The 16,657-nt window shown below is 67.4% G+C and carries 11 protein-coding genes; 8 read left to right on the forward strand and 3 right to left on the reverse strand.

Going from position 1 to position 16,657, the window contains the following annotated elements; genetic code table 11:
• Nucleotides 1–89: 89 nt before the first annotated feature.
• The gene (locus tag ACVOKU_RS13435; protein ID WP_065175119.1) at nucleotides 90–2,381 is read left to right on the forward strand and encodes an NADP-dependent malic enzyme; all 2,292 of its coding nucleotides are present in this window, start codon (nucleotides 90–92) and stop codon (nucleotides 2,379–2,381) included.
• Between the two features lie 96 nt (nucleotides 2,382–2,477).
• Here the strand turns inward: ACVOKU_RS13435 and ACVOKU_RS13440 are convergent, their stop codons facing one another.
• Both ACVOKU_RS13440 and ACVOKU_RS13445 read right to left on the reverse strand, forming a co-directional pair.
• The gene (locus ACVOKU_RS13440) at nucleotides 2,478–3,224 is read right to left on the reverse strand and encodes a basic secretory protein-like protein (RefSeq protein ID WP_481560161.1); all 747 of its coding nucleotides are present in this window, start codon (nucleotides 3,222–3,224) and stop codon (nucleotides 2,478–2,480) included.
• Between the two features lie 4 nt (nucleotides 3,225–3,228).
• The gene (locus tag ACVOKU_RS13445) at nucleotides 3,229–6,573 is read right to left on the reverse strand and encodes a GH92 family glycosyl hydrolase (RefSeq protein WP_481560162.1); all 3,345 of its coding nucleotides are present in this window, start codon (nucleotides 6,571–6,573) and stop codon (nucleotides 3,229–3,231) included.
• A gap of 455 nt (nucleotides 6,574–7,028) precedes the next feature.
• Between ACVOKU_RS13445 and ACVOKU_RS13450 the strand changes: the two genes are divergently transcribed.
• The 5 genes from ACVOKU_RS13450 to ACVOKU_RS13470 all read left to right on the forward strand — a co-directional run bounded on the left by ACVOKU_RS13450 (nucleotide 7,029) and on the right by ACVOKU_RS13470 (nucleotide 12,898).
• A complete protein-coding gene (locus tag ACVOKU_RS13450) occupies nucleotides 7,029–9,770 on the forward strand; it encodes a TonB-dependent receptor plug domain-containing protein (protein ID WP_481560163.1) in 2,742 nt (913 codons plus the stop codon).
• Between the two features lie 123 nt (nucleotides 9,771–9,893).
• Nucleotides 9,894–10,091, forward strand: coding sequence for a zinc-finger domain-containing protein (locus ACVOKU_RS13455; protein ID WP_053517405.1), 198 nt, complete (start codon nucleotides 9,894–9,896; stop codon nucleotides 10,089–10,091).
• 13 nt (nucleotides 10,092–10,104) lie between these two features.
• Nucleotides 10,105–11,220 carry a glycosyltransferase gene (locus ACVOKU_RS13460; RefSeq protein WP_481560164.1) on the forward strand — a complete coding sequence of 372 codons (1,116 nt, stop codon included), beginning with the start codon at nucleotides 10,105–10,107 and terminating at the stop codon, nucleotides 11,218–11,220.
• Complete coding sequence (locus ACVOKU_RS13465; RefSeq protein WP_481560165.1) at nucleotides 11,201–12,532, forward strand: O-antigen ligase family protein; 1,332 nt, start codon at nucleotides 11,201–11,203, stop codon at nucleotides 12,530–12,532. Before ACVOKU_RS13460 ends, ACVOKU_RS13465 begins: the two co-directional genes overlap by 20 nt.
• A 162-nt stretch (nucleotides 12,533–12,694) precedes the next feature.
• Nucleotides 12,695–12,898 (forward strand): hypothetical protein, encoded by a 204-nt coding sequence (locus ACVOKU_RS13470; protein WP_481560166.1) that lies wholly within the window; start codon nucleotides 12,695–12,697, stop codon nucleotides 12,896–12,898.
• Between the two features lie 42 nt (nucleotides 12,899–12,940).
• On the opposite strand, the gene ACVOKU_RS13475 is transcribed toward ACVOKU_RS13470, so the two are convergent.
• A complete protein-coding gene (locus ACVOKU_RS13475; RefSeq protein ID WP_053517401.1) occupies nucleotides 12,941–13,858 on the reverse strand; it encodes an LpxL/LpxP family Kdo(2)-lipid IV(A) lauroyl/palmitoleoyl acyltransferase in 918 nt (305 codons plus the stop codon).
• A 60-nt stretch (nucleotides 13,859–13,918) separates the two neighbouring features.
• Here ACVOKU_RS13475 and waaA point away from each other — a divergent pair, with 60 nt between their 5' ends.
• Nucleotides 13,919–15,217 carry a lipid IV(A) 3-deoxy-D-manno-octulosonic acid transferase gene (waaA, locus tag ACVOKU_RS13480; RefSeq protein WP_065175113.1) on the forward strand — a complete coding sequence of 433 codons (1,299 nt, stop codon included), beginning with the start codon at nucleotides 13,919–13,921 and terminating at the stop codon, nucleotides 15,215–15,217.
• Nucleotides 15,218–15,431: 214 nt separating this feature from the next.
• Nucleotides 15,432–16,622, forward strand: a complete 1,191-nt coding sequence (locus tag ACVOKU_RS13485; protein WP_481560167.1) for an amino acid transporter — start codon at nucleotides 15,432–15,434, stop codon at nucleotides 16,620–16,622.
• The last annotated feature ends 35 nt before the right edge of the window (nucleotides 16,623–16,657 follow it).

Raw genomic sequence — 16,657 nt, forward strand, 5'->3', positions numbered from 1 at the left:
CATGCCTGCGACAGGATAGCGACAGGTCCGGGCGCCCCAACGGGGGTATGATCCCCTGTCCCTCTTGCCCATTCATGTATCCAACGTCGATGTCCAACGAAGATTTCAAACAGGCCGCCCTCGATTACCACCGGATGTCCCCGCCGGGCAAGATCAAGGTCTCCGCGACCAAGCCGATGCTGACCCAGCGCGACCTGTCGCTGGCGTACTCGCCGGGCGTGGCGTACGCCTGTGAAGCAATCAAGGCCGACCCGCAGCAGGCCAGCGAGCTGACCGCCCGCGGCAACCTGGTGGCGGTGATCTCCAACGGCACCGCGGTGCTGGGCCTGGGCAACATCGGCGCACTGGCCGGCAAGCCGGTGATGGAAGGCAAGGGCGTGCTGTTCCAGAAGTTCGCCGGCATCGATGTGTTCGACATCGAAGTGGACGAAACCGATCCGGACAAGCTGGTCGACATCATCGCCTCGCTGGAGCCGACCTTCGGCGGCATCAACCTGGAAGACATCAAGGCGCCGGAATGCTTCGTGGTCGAGCGCAAGCTGCGCGAGCGCATGAAGATCCCGGTGTTCCATGACGACCAGCACGGTACGGCGATCATCGTCGGCGCGGCGGTGCTGAACGCCATGGCGATCACCGGCAAGAAGATCGAGGAGGTGAAGCTGGCGACCACGGGCATGGGCGCGGCGGGCGTTTCCTGCGTCAACATGCTGGTGCAGCTGGGCCTGAAGCCGGAGAACATCCTGGCGTTCGACCGCGAGGGCGTGATCCACACCGGTCGTACCGATCTGGACCCGGAAAAGCAGCGTTACGCACGCGACACCGACAAGCGCACCCTGGCCGAGATCGTCGACGGCGCGGATATCTTCCTGGGCCTGTCGGCGCCCGGCATCCTCACCGCCGAAATGGTCAAGACCATGGCGCCGGACCCGGTGATCTTCGCACTGGCCAATCCGACCCCGGAAATCATGCCGGAAGTGGCGCGTGCGGCGCGTCCGGACGCGATCATCGGCACCGGCCGTTCGGATTACCCGAACCAGGTCAACAACGTGCTGTGCTTCCCGTACCTGTTCCGCGGTGCGCTGGACGTGGGCGCCACCGCGATCAACGAGGAAATGAAGATCGCCTGCGTGCGCGCCATCGCCGCACTGGCACGCCGCGCCGCGACCGACATGGGCTCGGCCTACGGCGGTGAAACCCCGAGCTTCGGCCGCGAGTACCTGATCCCGCGCCCGTTCGATCGCCGCCTGCTGGTGGAGCTGTCCGCTGCCGTGGCCCAGGCCGCGATGGACTCGGGCGTGGCCGCCCGGCCGATCGCCGACATGGGCGCCTACCGTGACAAGCTGGCCCAGTTCGTCTACCGCACCAGTCTGATGATGAAGCCGGTGTACGACCGTGCACGCACCGACAAGCAGCGCGTGGTCTACGCCGAAGGCGAAGAGGAAGTGGTGCTGCAGGCGGTGCAGAACGTGGTCGATGAAGGGCTCGCACATCCGATCCTGATCGGCCGGCCGGACGTGATCGAAGCGCGCATCGAGCGCCTGGGCCTGCGCCTGAAGGCCGGTGAGCACTTCGAGATCACCAACATCAATGATGATCCGCGCTTCAACGAATACTGGCAGTACTACCACGGGCTGACCGGTCGTCGCGGCGTCACCGTGGCGGCGGCGAAGAACCTGATGCGTTCGCGGCCGACCCTGATTGCCGCGGTGATGGTCGCGCGTGGCGAAGCCGATGCAATGCTGACCGGCATCGTCGGCCGTTTCCACAAGAAGCTGGGTTATGTCCGCAGCGTGCTGCCGCTGGAGCCGAAGGTCACCTCGACCTCGGCGATGACCGGCGTCATCAACCAGCAGGGCGTGTTCTTCTTCGTCGACACGCACGTGCAGGAAGATCCCAGTGCCGAGCAGATCTGCGAGGCGACCCTGCAGGCCGCGTACCGCATGAAACTGTTCGGCATCGAACCGAAGGTGGCGCTGCTGTCGCACTCCAATTTCGGCAGCCACGATTCCAAGGACGCGCTGAAGATGCGCCAGGTCCGCGAGCTGCTGCTCAAGCGCAATCCGCGCCTGAACGTGGACGGCGAGATGCAGGGCGATACCGCCTGGGACGAGGCGCTGCGCCAGAAACTGCTGCCGGGTTCCACCCTGCAGGGTCGCGCCAACCTGTTCGTGCTGCCCAACCTGGAAGCGGCCAACATCGCCTACAACCTGGTGCGTGTGTTCACCGATGGCGTGGCGATCGGCCCGATCCTGATGGGCGTGAACAAGCCGGTGCACATCCTGACCACCAGCGCGACCTCGCGCCGCATCCTGAACATGACCGCCATCGCTGCGGTCGATGCGCAGATCCGCAAACAGCTGGAAGCGGAAAAGAAGGCGTAATCCTTCGTCACCGCGATCGGTAGCGCCGGGCCATGCCCGGCGAGCGCGCAGCGCGGCAAATCAGGCATTCCGCCGGGCATGGCCCGGCGCAACCGCTCAGCGCTTGCCGCCTCGTGCCGGTGCCGGCGGCGGGGCATCCGAACGCGGCTTGGCGTACTCGGCCCATAGCGCCGGCAGGCCCTTGCCGGTGTGCTGCTGCCACAGCGCCAGGGTGTACTGGCCGTTGCGCAGGGCCTTGTCCAGCGCCAGCACCAGGCCGGGGTGTCCAGCTTCGGCCCATTTCAGGAAGGCCCCGGTTACCCGGTAGCCGCTTTCCACGCTCTGGCCCTTGCCCACTTTGTCCGGCAGCGCCCAGCCCGCTGCGGCATTGTCCGTGCCGTAGCGGTCGCGGGCGTAGTCGGCGATGCCTTCCACCAGCCAGCCCGGTACCCGCGTGTCGCCGTAGCTCGGGTAGCCCTGCACGATGTGCATCGCCTCGTGGGTCACCAGGTCGATGTCATCAGGGTGCTTCATCAGCCAGCCCGGGTTGATGGTGATGGTGCTCGCCTTGTCCTTCTCGCCCATGTAGGCGACGCCGTCGTAGGCCGGATCGATCACGATGTGCACCTCGGCCGGTGCCGCCGGGTGGAAGTCCGCCCGTTCGCGCAGGTAGGCGGAATAGAACGTATCGACGATGCGCTGGCGTGCCGGTGCGGCCAGCGCACCGGTCGCATCCTGGTAGTGCAACGTGATGCCTTCGCGGGTGAACTGGCCATCGAAGGCCCGGGGCTGCGACGGCTGGGCCAGCGCAATGCCGGGCAGGGTGAATGCAGCAAGTGCAAGGGTCAGCAGGCGAATGCGCATGGGGTCACCGTACAGTGGAGGGGGACAGCAGTTCGATCTCAGCCAGCTGCAGGCGTCCCGGCGCAGTTACGCGCAGGCGGTACTCGGCATAGCGTGAGGGCGAGGCGATGCGGAACGGACGGGTCTGCCGCGCAGCACTGAAGTCTTCGCCACGCCGCTGGTCCAGCGTGGCCCAGCGGCCGTCGCCGTTACGGGCTTCCAGCGTCCATCCAGCCCCCCGGATCGGCCCTTCGCCGCTGGTCAGCGTATACATCGTCGGCGCGCCATCACCCACGGCGCTCAGCATGAGGGTGGCACCCGCGCCCAGCGGAACGGCCGTGGTCGCATCGTCGTCCAGCAGCGCGGGCACGGCGCGGCCATCGGCCAGCGCAGCGCGCGTGCTGCTGCCCAGCAGATCGTGCAGCATCTGCGGTCGCTGGCCCGGTGCGGTCAGCGAACGGGGCACGTCGTCGGCGCCTGTGCCCCAGCGCGAAGGCTGCGGGCCCATCTCGAAGTCCAGCGTCGCGCCCTTGGCGATCACCTCGTGCGGTACCCAGGTCCGGGTCCATGGCGTGCCGTTGATCTTCAGCGACTGGACGTAGACGTTCTCCGCGGAGTTCTGCGGCGCGTTGACGGTCAGCACCGCGCCACCCTGCAGTTCCACCCGGGCGTGCCTGAATGCCGGGGAGCCGATCACGTACTCCGGCGCGCCCATCCGCAGTGGATACAGGCCCAGCGAAGCCAGCACGTACCATGCGGAGGTCTCGCCATTGTCCTCATCGCCCGGATAGCCCTGGCCGATCTCGCTGCCCACGTACAGCCGCGACAGGATCTCGCGCACGTGCTGCTGGGTCTTCCAGGGCTGCCCGGCGTACAGATACATCCATGGGATATGGTGCGCCGGCTGGTTGCTGTGCGCGTACATGCCCATGCGCACGTCGCGCGCTTCGGTCATCTCATGGATGATGCCGCCGTAGGAGCCTGCAAACGCGGCATCGGCGGTCTCCGGCGTGGCAAAGAAGGCATCGAGCTTGGCGGCCAGCCTGTCGCGTCCACCGTACAGCGCGGCCAGACCCTCGCCATCGTGCGCAGCGGTGAAGGCGAACGTCCAGCCGTTGGATTCGGTGTAGTCGTGGCCCCACACGCGCGGATCGTAGTCCTTGGCGTCCACGCGCCAGCTGCCGTCGGCCTTGCGGCCCTGGAAGAAGCCGGCGGCAGGGTCGAACAGGGTCGCGTAGCCGGCAGCGCGGTAGCGGAAGTAGTCGGCTTCGGTGCTGTAGCGCTCGCGCTGCGCGGCGGTGGTCGCGCGCTTGGCCAGTGCCTCGGCCATGTTGGCGATGCCGAAGTCGTTCAGCGCGCCTTCCATCGTCCATGACATGCCTTCATGCACGTCGGCACTGGCATAGCCGCGGAACGTCGAGCGATCCATGCCCTTGCGCCCTACATGGCGATCGGGCGGTACCACGGTGGCGTTCTTCAGCGCCGCGGCATAGGCCTCGGCGGGATCGAAACCGCCGACGCCCTTCAACCATGCGTCGGCGAAGGCCACGTCGGAACTGGTGCCGACCATCAGGTCCGCGTAGCCCGGCGATGACCAGCGGGCGATCCAGCCGCCCGCGCGGTATTGCTCGATGAAACCCTGCACGAGCTGGCCGGTGTCCTCCGGCGTGAACAGTGCGTACGCCGGCCACGTCGTGCGGAACGTATCCCAGAAGCCATTGTTGACGAACACCCGGCCATCGCGCACGCCACTGAAGGTACGGCTTTCACTGCCATCGGTGTTGTTCTCGCTGGCGCTGGCCTGGTTGGCGTAACGCCACTCGGGGGCGGCAGCGCTGCCGACGTTTTCGTGGCCGGAGTTGGGATATAGGTACAACCGGTAGAGGCTGGAGTACAGCGTGGTTTTCTGGTCGTCCGTGGCATCGCCGATATCGAAGCGGGCCAGGCGCGCATCCCAGGCATCCTGGGCGCGGCCGGCCACGCTTTCCAGCGTATCCGTGGCGGAAATCTCCAGAGCAAGGTTGTGCCGCGCCTGTTCGAGCGAGATCAGCGAGGTGGCAATGCGCATGGTGACGCGGCGATCGCTGCCGGCATCAAACTTGATGTAGCCGGTCGGGCGGCCGCTGTCGATGCGTCCGCTGCTGCGCCAGGGCCGGTCGAAGCGGGCCACCACGAACATGCGGCCGGCACCGTTGGACAGGCCGCTGCGGGTGTCGGTGTAGCCGGACAGTGTCTGGGTGGCCGCATCCAGTGTCAGCCCGCCGCGTGCGTCCACATTGTCGAACAGCAGGTTGGCATCACCTTCCGCAGGGAAATCGAAGCGGAAGACCGCGGCGTGGTCGGTCGGCGCGATGGAGGCGGCGATGCCGTTGTCGAAGCGCACGTCGTAGCGGTAGGGGCGCGCGTTCTCGTGCGTGCGGTCGAAGGACAGTGCCCGCTTGCTGCGGTCGGCCTCGGGCACACCGCGGCCGGCCGACGGCATCACCTGGAAGGTCTGGCGGTCGCCCATCCAGGGACTGGGCTGGTGACTCAGCGCGAGCGCCTGCAGCTGCGGGCGGTTGTTCGCATCGTTCTGCTCGTTCCAGCGGTACAGCCAGTTCAGTGCACCGGCATCGGTCACCGGGGTCCAGAAGTTGAAGCCGTGCGGCACCGCCGTGGCCGGGAAATTGTTGCCGCGCGAGAACGTGCCGTTGGCCTGTGTACCGCGGGTGGTCAGCACCCAGTCCGAGACCCGCTGCGGCACCTGCCGCGGCTGTGCATCCAGGCGCACGTCATCGATCCAGCCGGACACCGGCGCACCGTCGGCGCTGGCCACTTCCAGCTCGATGGCGACCACCCGGCGACCGCGCAGCGCAGGCACATCGCCCAGGCGTACGGCCTTGCGCGCCCACTGCTGCGGGTACAGCGTTTTCGAATCGCCCTGCGCACGCGCGCCCACGGCGATGCCGTGCTGATCACGCGCCGAGCTGGCCGATACGCGGCTGCCATCGTCCAGGCGCAGGTCCAGCGAGACGTAGGTGGAGGCCACCGTGTCCTTGTCGACGATCTCCGGCAGCACCAGCCAGGACAGGGTGGTGTCGGCGTCGATGGTCAGGTCCGTGCTGAACAGGTCGCGCCGCGCCGCGCCGCCGTCGGCCTGGTAGTGCAGCGCGCGCAGGCCGCTGTAGCCGGCGTTGCGCTTGGCCGCATACGGCGCCGCCGGACCGGTGCCGATCTGCACCTGCAGCGCGCCGCCGGCCTTGGCCGGTGCGGGCTCACCTGCTTCGAACGAGGTCTGCAGGCCCTGTGCCGCTGCGGGCAGGGCGGGCGTGGCGCAGGCCAGGGCCAGGGCGAGCGGAAGCAGGGCGCGGCGCGGATCGGACAGGGTCATGCAGGGTCTCCCGGAAGGGCAGGCGGCAGGCAGGACCCGCATCGGCACGTACCACGGCCAGCATCGCGCCCGCCGCCCAGGGGCGGTGGAAAGGAGCGATGCCGGTCCGGTGGGGGCGGGCCATGCGATCGGGTCGTCGGAGTGGTCCCGATCCTGCCTCAGTGCGTTGCCCCCTGACAAGTGCAATTAGTTCGATCCAAACCCGGGAAAAACGTTTCATTTCAAATTATTGACAGAGTGGATTGGATCGATTTAAAAGTGGCCGGGGTCCAGGCCCGGGGAAGGCGGCGTCCGTCCCGTCCCGATCCCAACCCTTCCATCTGTCCCGGAACACCCTGCATGCCCTGATCCGGGCGGCCTGCGCTTGCTGCTGCTGCCCGTCACCACCGTCCATCCACGACCCTCCCGTCCGCCCCCCACCGGCAGGACCGTCATTCGTCTCTGGAGAGCGCTTGATGAAACCCAGGTTGCTGTCGTTGTTGATGTCTTCGCTGCTGCTGTCGCCGCTGGCCGTGCAGGCCCAGTCCTCCAACGCAGGGGAGGGCGCCGATCCGCCGCGTACCCGCGATCTGGATGCGGTCACGGTGACCGGGTCGCTCATTCCGCGCGCGCAGGTGGAGGGCCCCTCACCGGTGACCACCATCACCGCCGAGCAGATCCAGGCGCAGGGTTTCACCACGGTGTTCGATGCGCTGCGCTCGCTGCCGGTCTCCAATGGGTCGGTGCAGGATTCCCAGGGAACCGGCTTCTACACTCCGGGTGCCAAGACCATCAGCCTGTTCGGTCTGGACCCCAGCTACACCCTTACCCTCATCAACGGGCGGCCGATCAACAGCTATCCGCTGGCCTACAACGGCAACACCAGCATCGCCGACATTGCCAACATCCCGCTGGGCATGGTCGAACGCATCGATGTGCTCACCGGTGGCCAGTCCTCGGTGTATGGCTCCTCGGCCGTGGCCGGCGTAGTCAACATCGTGCTGAAAGACCGCGTGGAAGGCACCCATCTGCGCTACCGCGTCGGCGGTTACAGCCAGGGCGGCGGTTCCAGCCAGCGCTTCAGCGCCAGCAGTGGACAGACCTTCGGCAACCTCGATATCAGCTACGGGCTGGAATACACCAACCAGAAGGCGATCTACGCCTTCGACCGCAGCCGCATCGACAGCGTCAACGACAACCCGACCGGGCCGCAGGATCCATCGCGCAGCTTCCTGCGCATGCGCCAGGGGCCCAACGCGTACATCGACCCGGGCGCGGCCACCTGCGCGCCGCTGTCGAATCTGTTCGGTGGCAGCACCGTGTACGCGCACCGCGACATTTCCGGCGGTGGCTACTACTGCGGCACCCCCGACAACGTCGGCACCGCGTCGCTGTACAACGCCAGCCAGGACGTCAACGCGACCACCTTCCTGCGCTATCACCTCAGCCCGGATACCGAGTTGTACTCGGACATCCTGTTCGGCTTCAGCCGGCCGACCTACAGCGGTGGCAGCCCGTTCTGGAACAAGACCTTCTACAACCGCACCAGCGGCCAGTACGAGCAGTGGCAGCGCATCTACGCGCCCGAGGAAGTCGGCCTGGATGCCAAGGACCAGCGCGTCTACACGCGATCGCTGAACGTCACCGCCGGCGTGCGTGGCGTGCTGGGCAGCTTCGACTACGACGTCTACGTCAACCGTTCCAGCACCGATGTCACCCGCAAATCCACCGACTTCCTCGCCCGGAACGGCGTGGACGATTACTACCTGGGCCCGATGCTGGGCATGCAGGATGGCTACGAGGTCTACGCCCCGGACCTGTCGCGCCTGTACCAGCCGATCACCCGTGACCAGTACGACAGCTTCAGCGGCCTCAACCGTGCTGCATCCAGCGCGTCGCGCACAGCAGTGACGGCACTGCTGACCCATCGTTCGCTGTTCACCCTGCCGGCCGGCGACGTCGGTTTCGCGCTGATCGCCCAGGGCCAGCGCGAGAAGTTCTTCAACCAGTCGGCCGATCCCGATGCCGGTGTGCTGTTCCGTGGGCAGACCGCCGGCACCTCGGCGCAGGGCCAGCGGGACCTGTACGCGCTGGGTGCGGAACTGCAGGTGCCGATCATCGATACCTTCAGCGCCAACCTGTCCGGCCGCTACGACAAGTACGCCCTGCAGGGCGGTGGCGGCAACGGCAAGGCGACCTGGAAGCTTGGCCTGGAGTACCGGCCGATCGAATCGCTGCTGCTGCGTGGCAGCTACGCCACTGCGTTCCGTTCGCCGGACATGTTCTACCTGTTTTCCCGCGAGAGCAGCGGCTATACCACCAACACCGACCTCTACCAGTGCCGGCAGGCCGGTTACACCTCCGACAACTTCGATGACTGCGAGCAGTCCGGGTTGGCGGTGCTGTCTTCCAGTACCGGCAACCGCGATCTGAAGGACATCACTGCACGCACGTTCACCTATGGCGTGGTGTGGTCGACACTGGACAACGCGCTGACGTTGTCGGTGGACTACAACTCGGTGGTGATCGAGAACGAAGTACGCATCCTCGGTACCGACAGCATCCTCGACACCGAGGCCAACTGCCGGCTGGGCGTATCGGAGAACGGGCAGACCCGCTTCGACATCACCTCGCCCACCTGCCAGCAGGTCCTGGGCCAGGTGCAGCGCAAGCCGGCCACCGATCCGCTCAACCCCAACGGTGTGGACAAGGTGTTCTCCTACCCGATCAACATCGCCAGCCAACGCCAGACCGGTGTGCAGGCAGCGCTGGACTATCGCTGGGGTACCTCCTCGGTGGGAGATTTCACGGTCAACGCGGGCTACTACCGCCCGCTCAAGCACACCACCCAGGACAAGGAAGGCGATCCGGTCTACGACCAGTTGTGCTGCGGCAATTCCAATGAACTGCAGTACCGGGCCACGCTGGGCGTGAACTGGAAGCGCGGGCCATTCAGCGCCAGTGCGTTCGGCGTGCGCAACGCGCCCACCTGGGACAGCCGTGGCGAGCAGCGCAACATCGGCCCATGGACCACCTGGAACGCCACGGTCGGCTACCGCATCAATGACCTGGCCAGCCTGCTGCTGACGGTCAACAACCTGACCGATGAGATGCCGCCGATCGACCGCAGCAACGGCAACTGGCCGTACTACGACCAGGGCATCTACAACGCCTATGGCCGCTCGGCCTTCCTGGAGCTGTCGCTGGACTTCCAGTAGGCCGGGCGCTGGCAGGTCCCGGCTGTCAGGGGCAGGGGGCCAGGAGGAAAGGACAGGGGCGGCCGGGTCGCCGCCCCAGGTGCTAGAATCGCAGGCCTCGCAATCCGTTCATCGACATCCGCCATGAGCCATACCGCCACCGCGCCCGCCAACGCCGAGAAGCGCTACACCGTGCACCGCAGCGACCTGCCGCTGAGCTGCCCGACCCCGGAGATGGCGCTGTGGAACTCGCATCCGCGGGTCTACCTGGCGATCGAAGACGAACCCAACGGTGAAGCGCAGTGCCCGTACTGCGGTTCCGTGTTCGTACTGGCTGACTGAACGGCCTTCACCGATGCGTCGACTGACCGTGGTGCAGTTGCTGCCGGCGCTGCACTCCGGCGGCGTCGAGCGTTCGACCCTGGAAATCGCGTCGGCACTGGTGGCAGCCGGCCATCGCGCGCTGGTGGTGTCTGCCGGTGGCCGCCTCGTTGAACCGCTGCTGGCCAGCGGTGCCGAGCATCTCACCCTCGATATCGGCCGCAAGTCGCTGCTGACCCTGCGTCATCTGCCGACCCTGCGTCGTCTGTTCGCCGAGGTCGGCGCGGATATCGTGCACGCCCGCTCGCGCCTGCCCGCGTGGCTGGGGCTGTATGCGATCCGGGCGATGCCGCAGGCGCAGCGGCCGCACTGGGTAACCACCGTGCATGGGCTGAACTCGCCCAGCCGCTACAGCGCGGTGATGACCAGCGGCGAGCGGGTGATCTGTGTCTCCAACAGCGTGCGCGAATACGTGCAGCGCCACTATCCGACCGTGCCGGAGGACCACCTGCGGGTGATCCCGCGTGGCGTCGATGTCAGTCAGTTCCCGCGGGTGGCGCGCGGTGATCGCCGGCCGCGCCTGTCGCTGGTGGCGGACTACCCGTGGCTGGCCGGGGTGGACGGGCCGCTGCTGCTGCTGCCGGGCCGTGGCACGCGCCTGAAGGGGCACGCGCACGCGCTGCAGCTGCTGGCCGACGTCCGCGCTGCCGGCGTGCCGGCGCAGCTGTGGATGCTGGGCACCGACGAGCCGGGGCGCGAAGCCTATGTGGCCGACCTGCGCCGCCAGGCCGCCACGCTCGGCATCGCCGACGCGGTCCACATCAGCACGCCGACCGCCCGCATTGCCCAGGCCTATGCCGCCAGCGATCTGGTGCTGCAGCTGTCCGACAAGCCCGAAGCCTTCGGTCGTACCGTAGTGGAAGCACTGTCGGTGGGCCGACCGGTGCTCGGCTGGAACCACGGTGGGGTGGGCGAACTGCTGCAGCAGCTCCAGCCCACCGGTGCGGTGCCGGTGGGAGATGCGCAGGCACTGGGTGAACGTGCGCTGGCCCTTCTGGCGCAGCCGCCATCGTTGCCGGGCCGTATCCCGTTTACCCTGCAGGCCATGCAGCGCGATACCCTCCGTCTCTATGCCGACCTCGCAGGCTGACACCGCCGCCGTCCTGCGCGATGAACGCGCCGGGCGCTGGGCGCCCTGGTGGGTGCTTGCCTACGTGGCGTTGTGGCCGCTGCCAGGCATCGCCGAGACCGTCCTGGGCCTGGGCGCGATCTATGCCGCAGTGCGCATGGTCATCCGCCGCCTGCAGCGCCGGCCGCATCTGCTGAGCCCGGCGGCCTGGGCGCTGACCTCGATCCTGTTCCTCGGCTACTGGTTGCCGCAGGCATTTTCCGCATTCGATGCGATCGACCCGTCGGCCTCGTGGACCAAGGCAGCAGCAGGCCTGCGCTACCTGCCGTTCATGTGGCTGGTAGCGATCGCAGTGGCCACGCCGGAGCGGCGCAGGCTCACCCTGGGTGGACTGGCGGTGATCACCGGCGCCTGGACGCTGGATGCGCTGGTACAGGCGGTGGCCGGCACCAGCCCATGGTTCTGGTCGCTGGAGCAGCTCAAACTGGCAATCAGCGGGCGTGCGCTGTGCCCGGCCGATGAAGCAGCGTTGGCCGACCGGCTCAGTGGCGTACTGGGCCCGTGCAACCTGAAATTCGGCCAGGTGCTGGCCAGCCTGTCGCCGTTCCTGCTGCTGCCGCTGGCGCGCCGCTTCGGTGCTGGCGGCTGGCTGCTGGCCGCTGCGGCCCTCGGCAGCGTGTTGCTGCTGGCCGGCTCACGCGCCTCGTGGATCACCTTCGCGCTCGTGCTGGCCTACAGCGGCGTGCGCCAGTTCGGCTGGAAACGGCTGGTGCTGTTGGCGATGGTCGGGGTCCTGGGGGCCGGGGTCCTGGTTGCCAGCGTGCCGCAGCTGCGCGAGCGCGTGCTGCGCACGACGATGGCCTGGGAGGGGGACGAGACGGGCGTCGACCAGGCGTTGTCCGGGCGTGCGCGGATCTGGAGCGCAGCGGTCTGCATGATCGAAGCACATCCGATCAACGGTGTCGGCGCGCGTGGCTTCCGCGATGCGTATCCCGCCTGCGTCGCAGGGGAGGGAACCGCGGTGTGGGGCGCGGAACCGGCCCTGCACGCGCACCAGATCGTGCTGGAGATCCTGGCCGAGACCGGCGTGCTGGGCCTGCTGTTGTGGCTGGCCGCCGTGGCACAGGCCTGGCGGGCGTGGCGCTTCGCACCGACCGCGGCCCGCGAGCGGGCGCGGCCGGCCATGCTGGCGCTGGCAGTCACCGTGTTCCCGCTCAACACCCACCTGGCGTTCTACTCTGCGTTCTGGGGTGGGCTGACCGTGCTGCTGGCGGCGCTGTTCGCCGGCAGCCTGCTGGCGCGTGACGCGGATGACTCATCACGCGTCGGCTGATCGCAGATCCATGACCGTTTGACTGTTTCAGTTCAAGGTGCAAACGTCGCTGCGACGACCCCTGAAGTTGCTGCCCTTGTTGTAGTACCGAGTGCAGGCGTCTAATGCCAATCTTCACCCCTTCCAGCAGTTGGGCGGGGGGCACAGAACAGGAGTCTTGAGATGAAGCTCGCTTATGTGGCGACTGCTGCAGCACTCTATATCGCCATACTCTCCATCATCGTGTTCAAGGCAGCCCTGGATCAGGGCAATGTCGTAAACATGATCTTCTCGGCGTCGTCCTTCACGATCCTTCTTTCACTGATCAAGGTGATTGTGGATGACGTGCGACTCCATCGGTCGTCTGGCTATCCCGGGCAGCGCTGATAAAGCTCCTGTGGCGTCTCGGGTCGCCATTCTGTTCCACGGTTATTTGTAGAAGTCGCTGCGCCCGCCGGGCTGGCGCTTGAAGCGGCGATGGATCCACAGGTACTGGTCAGGGGCTTCGCGCACCATCTCTTCGATCGCCTGGTTGACGCGCGCGGTATCGGCTTCCACATCCTCGCTCGGGAAGTTCTCCAGCGGCGCGCCGATCTTCAGGAAGTACTTCCCGCCTTCGCGGCGGTGGAAGTACGGAATGACCGCGCAACCGGTCATCCGCGCCAGCTGGTGGGTGGCGGTGATGGTGGCGGCGGTGTGGCCGAAGAACGGAACGAACACGGTGTCCTTGCCACGCATGTCCTGGTCGGGGGCGTACCAGAGAAAACCGCCCTTCTTCAGGTGGCGCACGGTGGCGCGGATGTCCTCGTTGGCGAACATCGCCTTGGCGTAGCGCAGGCGGCCGAACTTCACCGCCCACTCGTACACCGGATTCTTGTGTTTGCGGTACATGCCGGACAGGTCGACGTAGTCGCACAGCAGGCGGCCGCACATCTCCAGGGTCATGAAGTGCCCGGACACCAGCAGCACGCCGCGACCCTCGGCCTGCATCTGCCGCAGGTGCTCCAGCCCTTCGATCTGCACCTGCGGGCGGATGCTGTCGATGCTGCCCCACCAGGCACGGATGCACTCGAACACGCCCACGCCCAGGGCATCGAAGCTGTCGCGAACCAACCGCTTGCGCCAGGCATCGTCCTTTTCCGGGAAACACAGTGCGAGATTGACCTCGGCTGCACGGCGACGGCTTCCGGCCAGGCGCCAGGCGATCGACCCCACCCCGCGACCGAGGGCGCGCTGCAGCATCCACGGCAGGCGGGCGATGGCGAAAGCGCCGTACATGGCGGCGAACATCGGCCAGTTGCGGGGATCGCGCAGTGACGGGCGGACGGCAGTGGAGGCATCGGACATGGCGCCATTCTAGCAATCCGGCTGCGTGTCTTTCCCGGGGGTGTCCCGTATCCTTGCCGCATGCGCAAAGACCCTGTCGAATGGATCCTGCGCGGCCTGTATTCGGTCGTGCTCTACATCCTGCTGCCGATCACCGTGTACCACCTGGTCTGGCGCGGCTTCCGGGTCCGTGAGTATTTCCGCCGCTGGGACGAGCGCTACGCCTCCTATCCCCAGCCCAGCGGCCAGCCACGGGTCTGGCTGCATGCGGTCTCGGTGGGCGAGGTCAACGCCGCCGCGCCGCTGGTCAACGCCCTGCGCCAGCAGCGCCCGGATATCCGCTGGGTCATCACCACCATCACCCCCACCGGCTCCGAGCGCGTGCGCGCGCTGTGGGGCGATGCGCTGGACCACGTCTACCTGCCGTATGACGTGCCCGGCAGCGTCAACCGTTTCCTCGGCCACTTCCAGCCCAGCCTGGCGCTGATCCTGGAAACCGAACTGTGGCCGAACATGCTGTTCGGCTGCCGTGACCGCGACATTCCGGTCTACATCCTCAATGCCCGCCTGTCGGCCCGTTCGCTGCGTGGCTACCGGCTGCTGGCCGCGCTGATCCGCCGCGCGCTGCGCACGGTGACGTGCGTGGCAGCCCAGTCGCAGGACGACGCAGAGCGCTTCGTGCAGCTGGGGGCGGCGCCTGACCAGGTGCAGGCACTGGGCAACCTCAAATTCGACATCGCCACGCCGGACGTGCAGGCCTTCATCGAACAGTTCCACGCACGGGTGCCGGCCACGCGGCCGGTGTGGATCGCGGCCAGTACCCATGATGGCGAAGAGCAGGCGGTGATCGATCTGCACCGGCGCCTGCGCCAGCACCATCCGGACCTGCTGCTGCTGTGGGCACCCCGGCATCCCGAGCGCTTCCCGAAGGTGGAGGCGCTGGCGCGCGAGCAGGGCTGGAACGTGGCGACCCGCCGTGCGCAGCAGTGGCCGTCCGCCGATACCGATGCCTTCATCATCGACACCCTGGGCGAACTGATGCCGTTCTATGGCTGTGCGCAGGTCGCCTTCGTCGGCGGCAGCCTGCAGCCGATCGGTGGCCACAACCTGCTGGAACCGGCGGCGATGGGCACTGCCGCGGTGACCGGTCCGCACCTGCACAATTTCTCGGAGATCTCGCGGCGCATGCGCGAGGCCGGTGCGCTGTTGATCGGCGAAGACGTGCAGGCGGTCGGCGGTCTGCTGCAGCACCTGCTGGAGGATCCGCAGGCCCGCGAGGACATGGCGCACGCCGGATGCACGCTGGTCAGCAATGGGCGCGGCGCGCTGCAGCGGACGCTGGCGCTGGTGGCCCCGCACCTGCCACCGCCCCGCGGCTGAGCCGCACGCGGCGCGCTCGCCGCCGTACTGTCGCGATCAACTGGATTAAGCCTGCTTGACGGCTATCGTTCTGTCGTAGCAGGACCGGTCGCCGACGCCGCAACGTGCCTCGGATCACACCTCGCGGCATGCAGATGCAAATCTGATATCGATTGCCCGCACAGGCTGCCAGCCTGATGTCGACCGTGCTTGGACGGCATCAAGGGAGCTTGAGATGAGCGGCAGCGATGGCCATCGGCTTGGAATGGATCATCTGGGCGTGATCCTGATGACGTTGCTGCTCGGTGGCAGTGTCATCGCACGGGTCGGTCAGTACACGGCGGCGCAGGCGGGGCCGGCCGTCGTGCTCAGTTTGCTGCTCGCAGCCCTCGGTGCGGCGCTGGTGCTGGCACGCCTGTACAGGGTGGTGACGCAGGCGGATATGGCCGATGGCCTGCATGGCCTGCTGGTGGCCGGCTGGGGGCGGTCGATTGCCCGCGTACTGTGCCTGGCGTTGTTGCTGGAGTGCACGGCGACGCTGGCGGGTGCGGCGCAGTCCGGGGCTGGCCATCTGCATGCGGCACTGGCGGCGGCGAGCGCATCCAGCGCCGGTACGTTGCCGGTGCAGGTGACAGCCGCTGCAGGCCTGCTGCTGTTGGGAGCCACCACGCTGATGCGACCGGCGCGGACGGTGCTGCTGGTGTGCGCGCTGTTGACCGTGAAGATCGGCATCGGCGTGCTGCTGCTGGCGCTGGCGGCCCGGTATGTGCACTACGCGCACTGGATCCCATGGGTTCCCCCCGCCACTGCACCGTATCGCTTCGGCCTGGGAGGCGTGCTCGCTGCGGCTGTGCCGCTGCTGGGCATCTTTGCCAGCGCCGGCCTGGCACTGGGTGTTCCCGGGTTGCCTGTTGGCGAGCTGGCGCGACGCCCACTGACGATGCTCATGGTGCTCGTCGCGGCGACGCTGATGCTGATCGCACTGGCCGCACTGCAGGCGGGCCTGGTCGACTATCCAGCGCTGGCCAGCAGCCGGCCCTTGACGGTTGCGCTGCGAAGCCATCCCCAGTTGTCCTGGATGTTGCCGTGGCTGCCGCTGGCAGGCTATGCAGGGTTGGCGGCGCTGCAGCTGGTGCTGCTGATGCTGGCGACGCGGCTGGCGCTGCCGCTGTGGCCGCTTGGAAACGAGGGCGACCCACCAGCGGCGTGCGTGGCGACCGTGGCGATCATCCTGTTGGCGACCCTGCTGGCGCTGTGGCTGCCGGCCGGCGTCTTGCCGGCGATGCCGGGGCCGGTGGGACTGCTGGTGGTGGCCGCCTTGTGCCTGGGAGGACTTCAGCGGCGCAGCGAGGTGACGCGCTCGCCTGCCGACGCCGTGCTGGGCATGGCGGCAGCAGCGTTGTGCCTGCTGCCGCTCCTGCGCTAGATCACATCGCCGCGGCACAATCAGAAAAGCCACCC

The organism is Stenotrophomonas sp. STEN147 (genome assembly GCF_056757995.1).

Excerpts from the sequence above, each read along its gene's own strand:
- ACVOKU_RS13435 (WP_065175119.1), top strand. The coding sequence starts at position 90 with ATGTCCAACGAAGATTTCAAACAGGCCGCCCTCGATTACCACCGGATG.
- ACVOKU_RS13440 (WP_481560161.1), bottom strand. The coding sequence starts at position 3,224 with ATGCGCATTCGCCTGCTGACCCTTGCACTTGCTGCATTCACCCTGCCC.
- ACVOKU_RS13445 (WP_481560162.1), bottom strand. The coding sequence starts at position 6,573 with ATGACCCTGTCCGATCCGCGCCGCGCCCTGCTTCCGCTCGCCCTGGCC.
- ACVOKU_RS13450 (WP_481560163.1), top strand. The coding sequence starts at position 7,029 with ATGAAACCCAGGTTGCTGTCGTTGTTGATGTCTTCGCTGCTGCTGTCG.
- ACVOKU_RS13455 (WP_053517405.1), top strand. The coding sequence starts at position 9,894 with ATGAGCCATACCGCCACCGCGCCCGCCAACGCCGAGAAGCGCTACACC.
- ACVOKU_RS13460 (WP_481560164.1), top strand. The coding sequence starts at position 10,105 with ATGCGTCGACTGACCGTGGTGCAGTTGCTGCCGGCGCTGCACTCCGGC.
- ACVOKU_RS13465 (WP_481560165.1), top strand. The coding sequence starts at position 11,201 with ATGCCGACCTCGCAGGCTGACACCGCCGCCGTCCTGCGCGATGAACGC.
- ACVOKU_RS13470 (WP_481560166.1), top strand. The coding sequence starts at position 12,695 with ATGAAGCTCGCTTATGTGGCGACTGCTGCAGCACTCTATATCGCCATA.
- ACVOKU_RS13475 (WP_053517401.1), bottom strand. The coding sequence starts at position 13,858 with ATGTCCGATGCCTCCACTGCCGTCCGCCCGTCACTGCGCGATCCCCGC.
- waaA (WP_065175113.1), top strand. The coding sequence starts at position 13,919 with ATGCGCAAAGACCCTGTCGAATGGATCCTGCGCGGCCTGTATTCGGTC.
- ACVOKU_RS13485 (WP_481560167.1), top strand. The coding sequence starts at position 15,432 with ATGAGCGGCAGCGATGGCCATCGGCTTGGAATGGATCATCTGGGCGTG.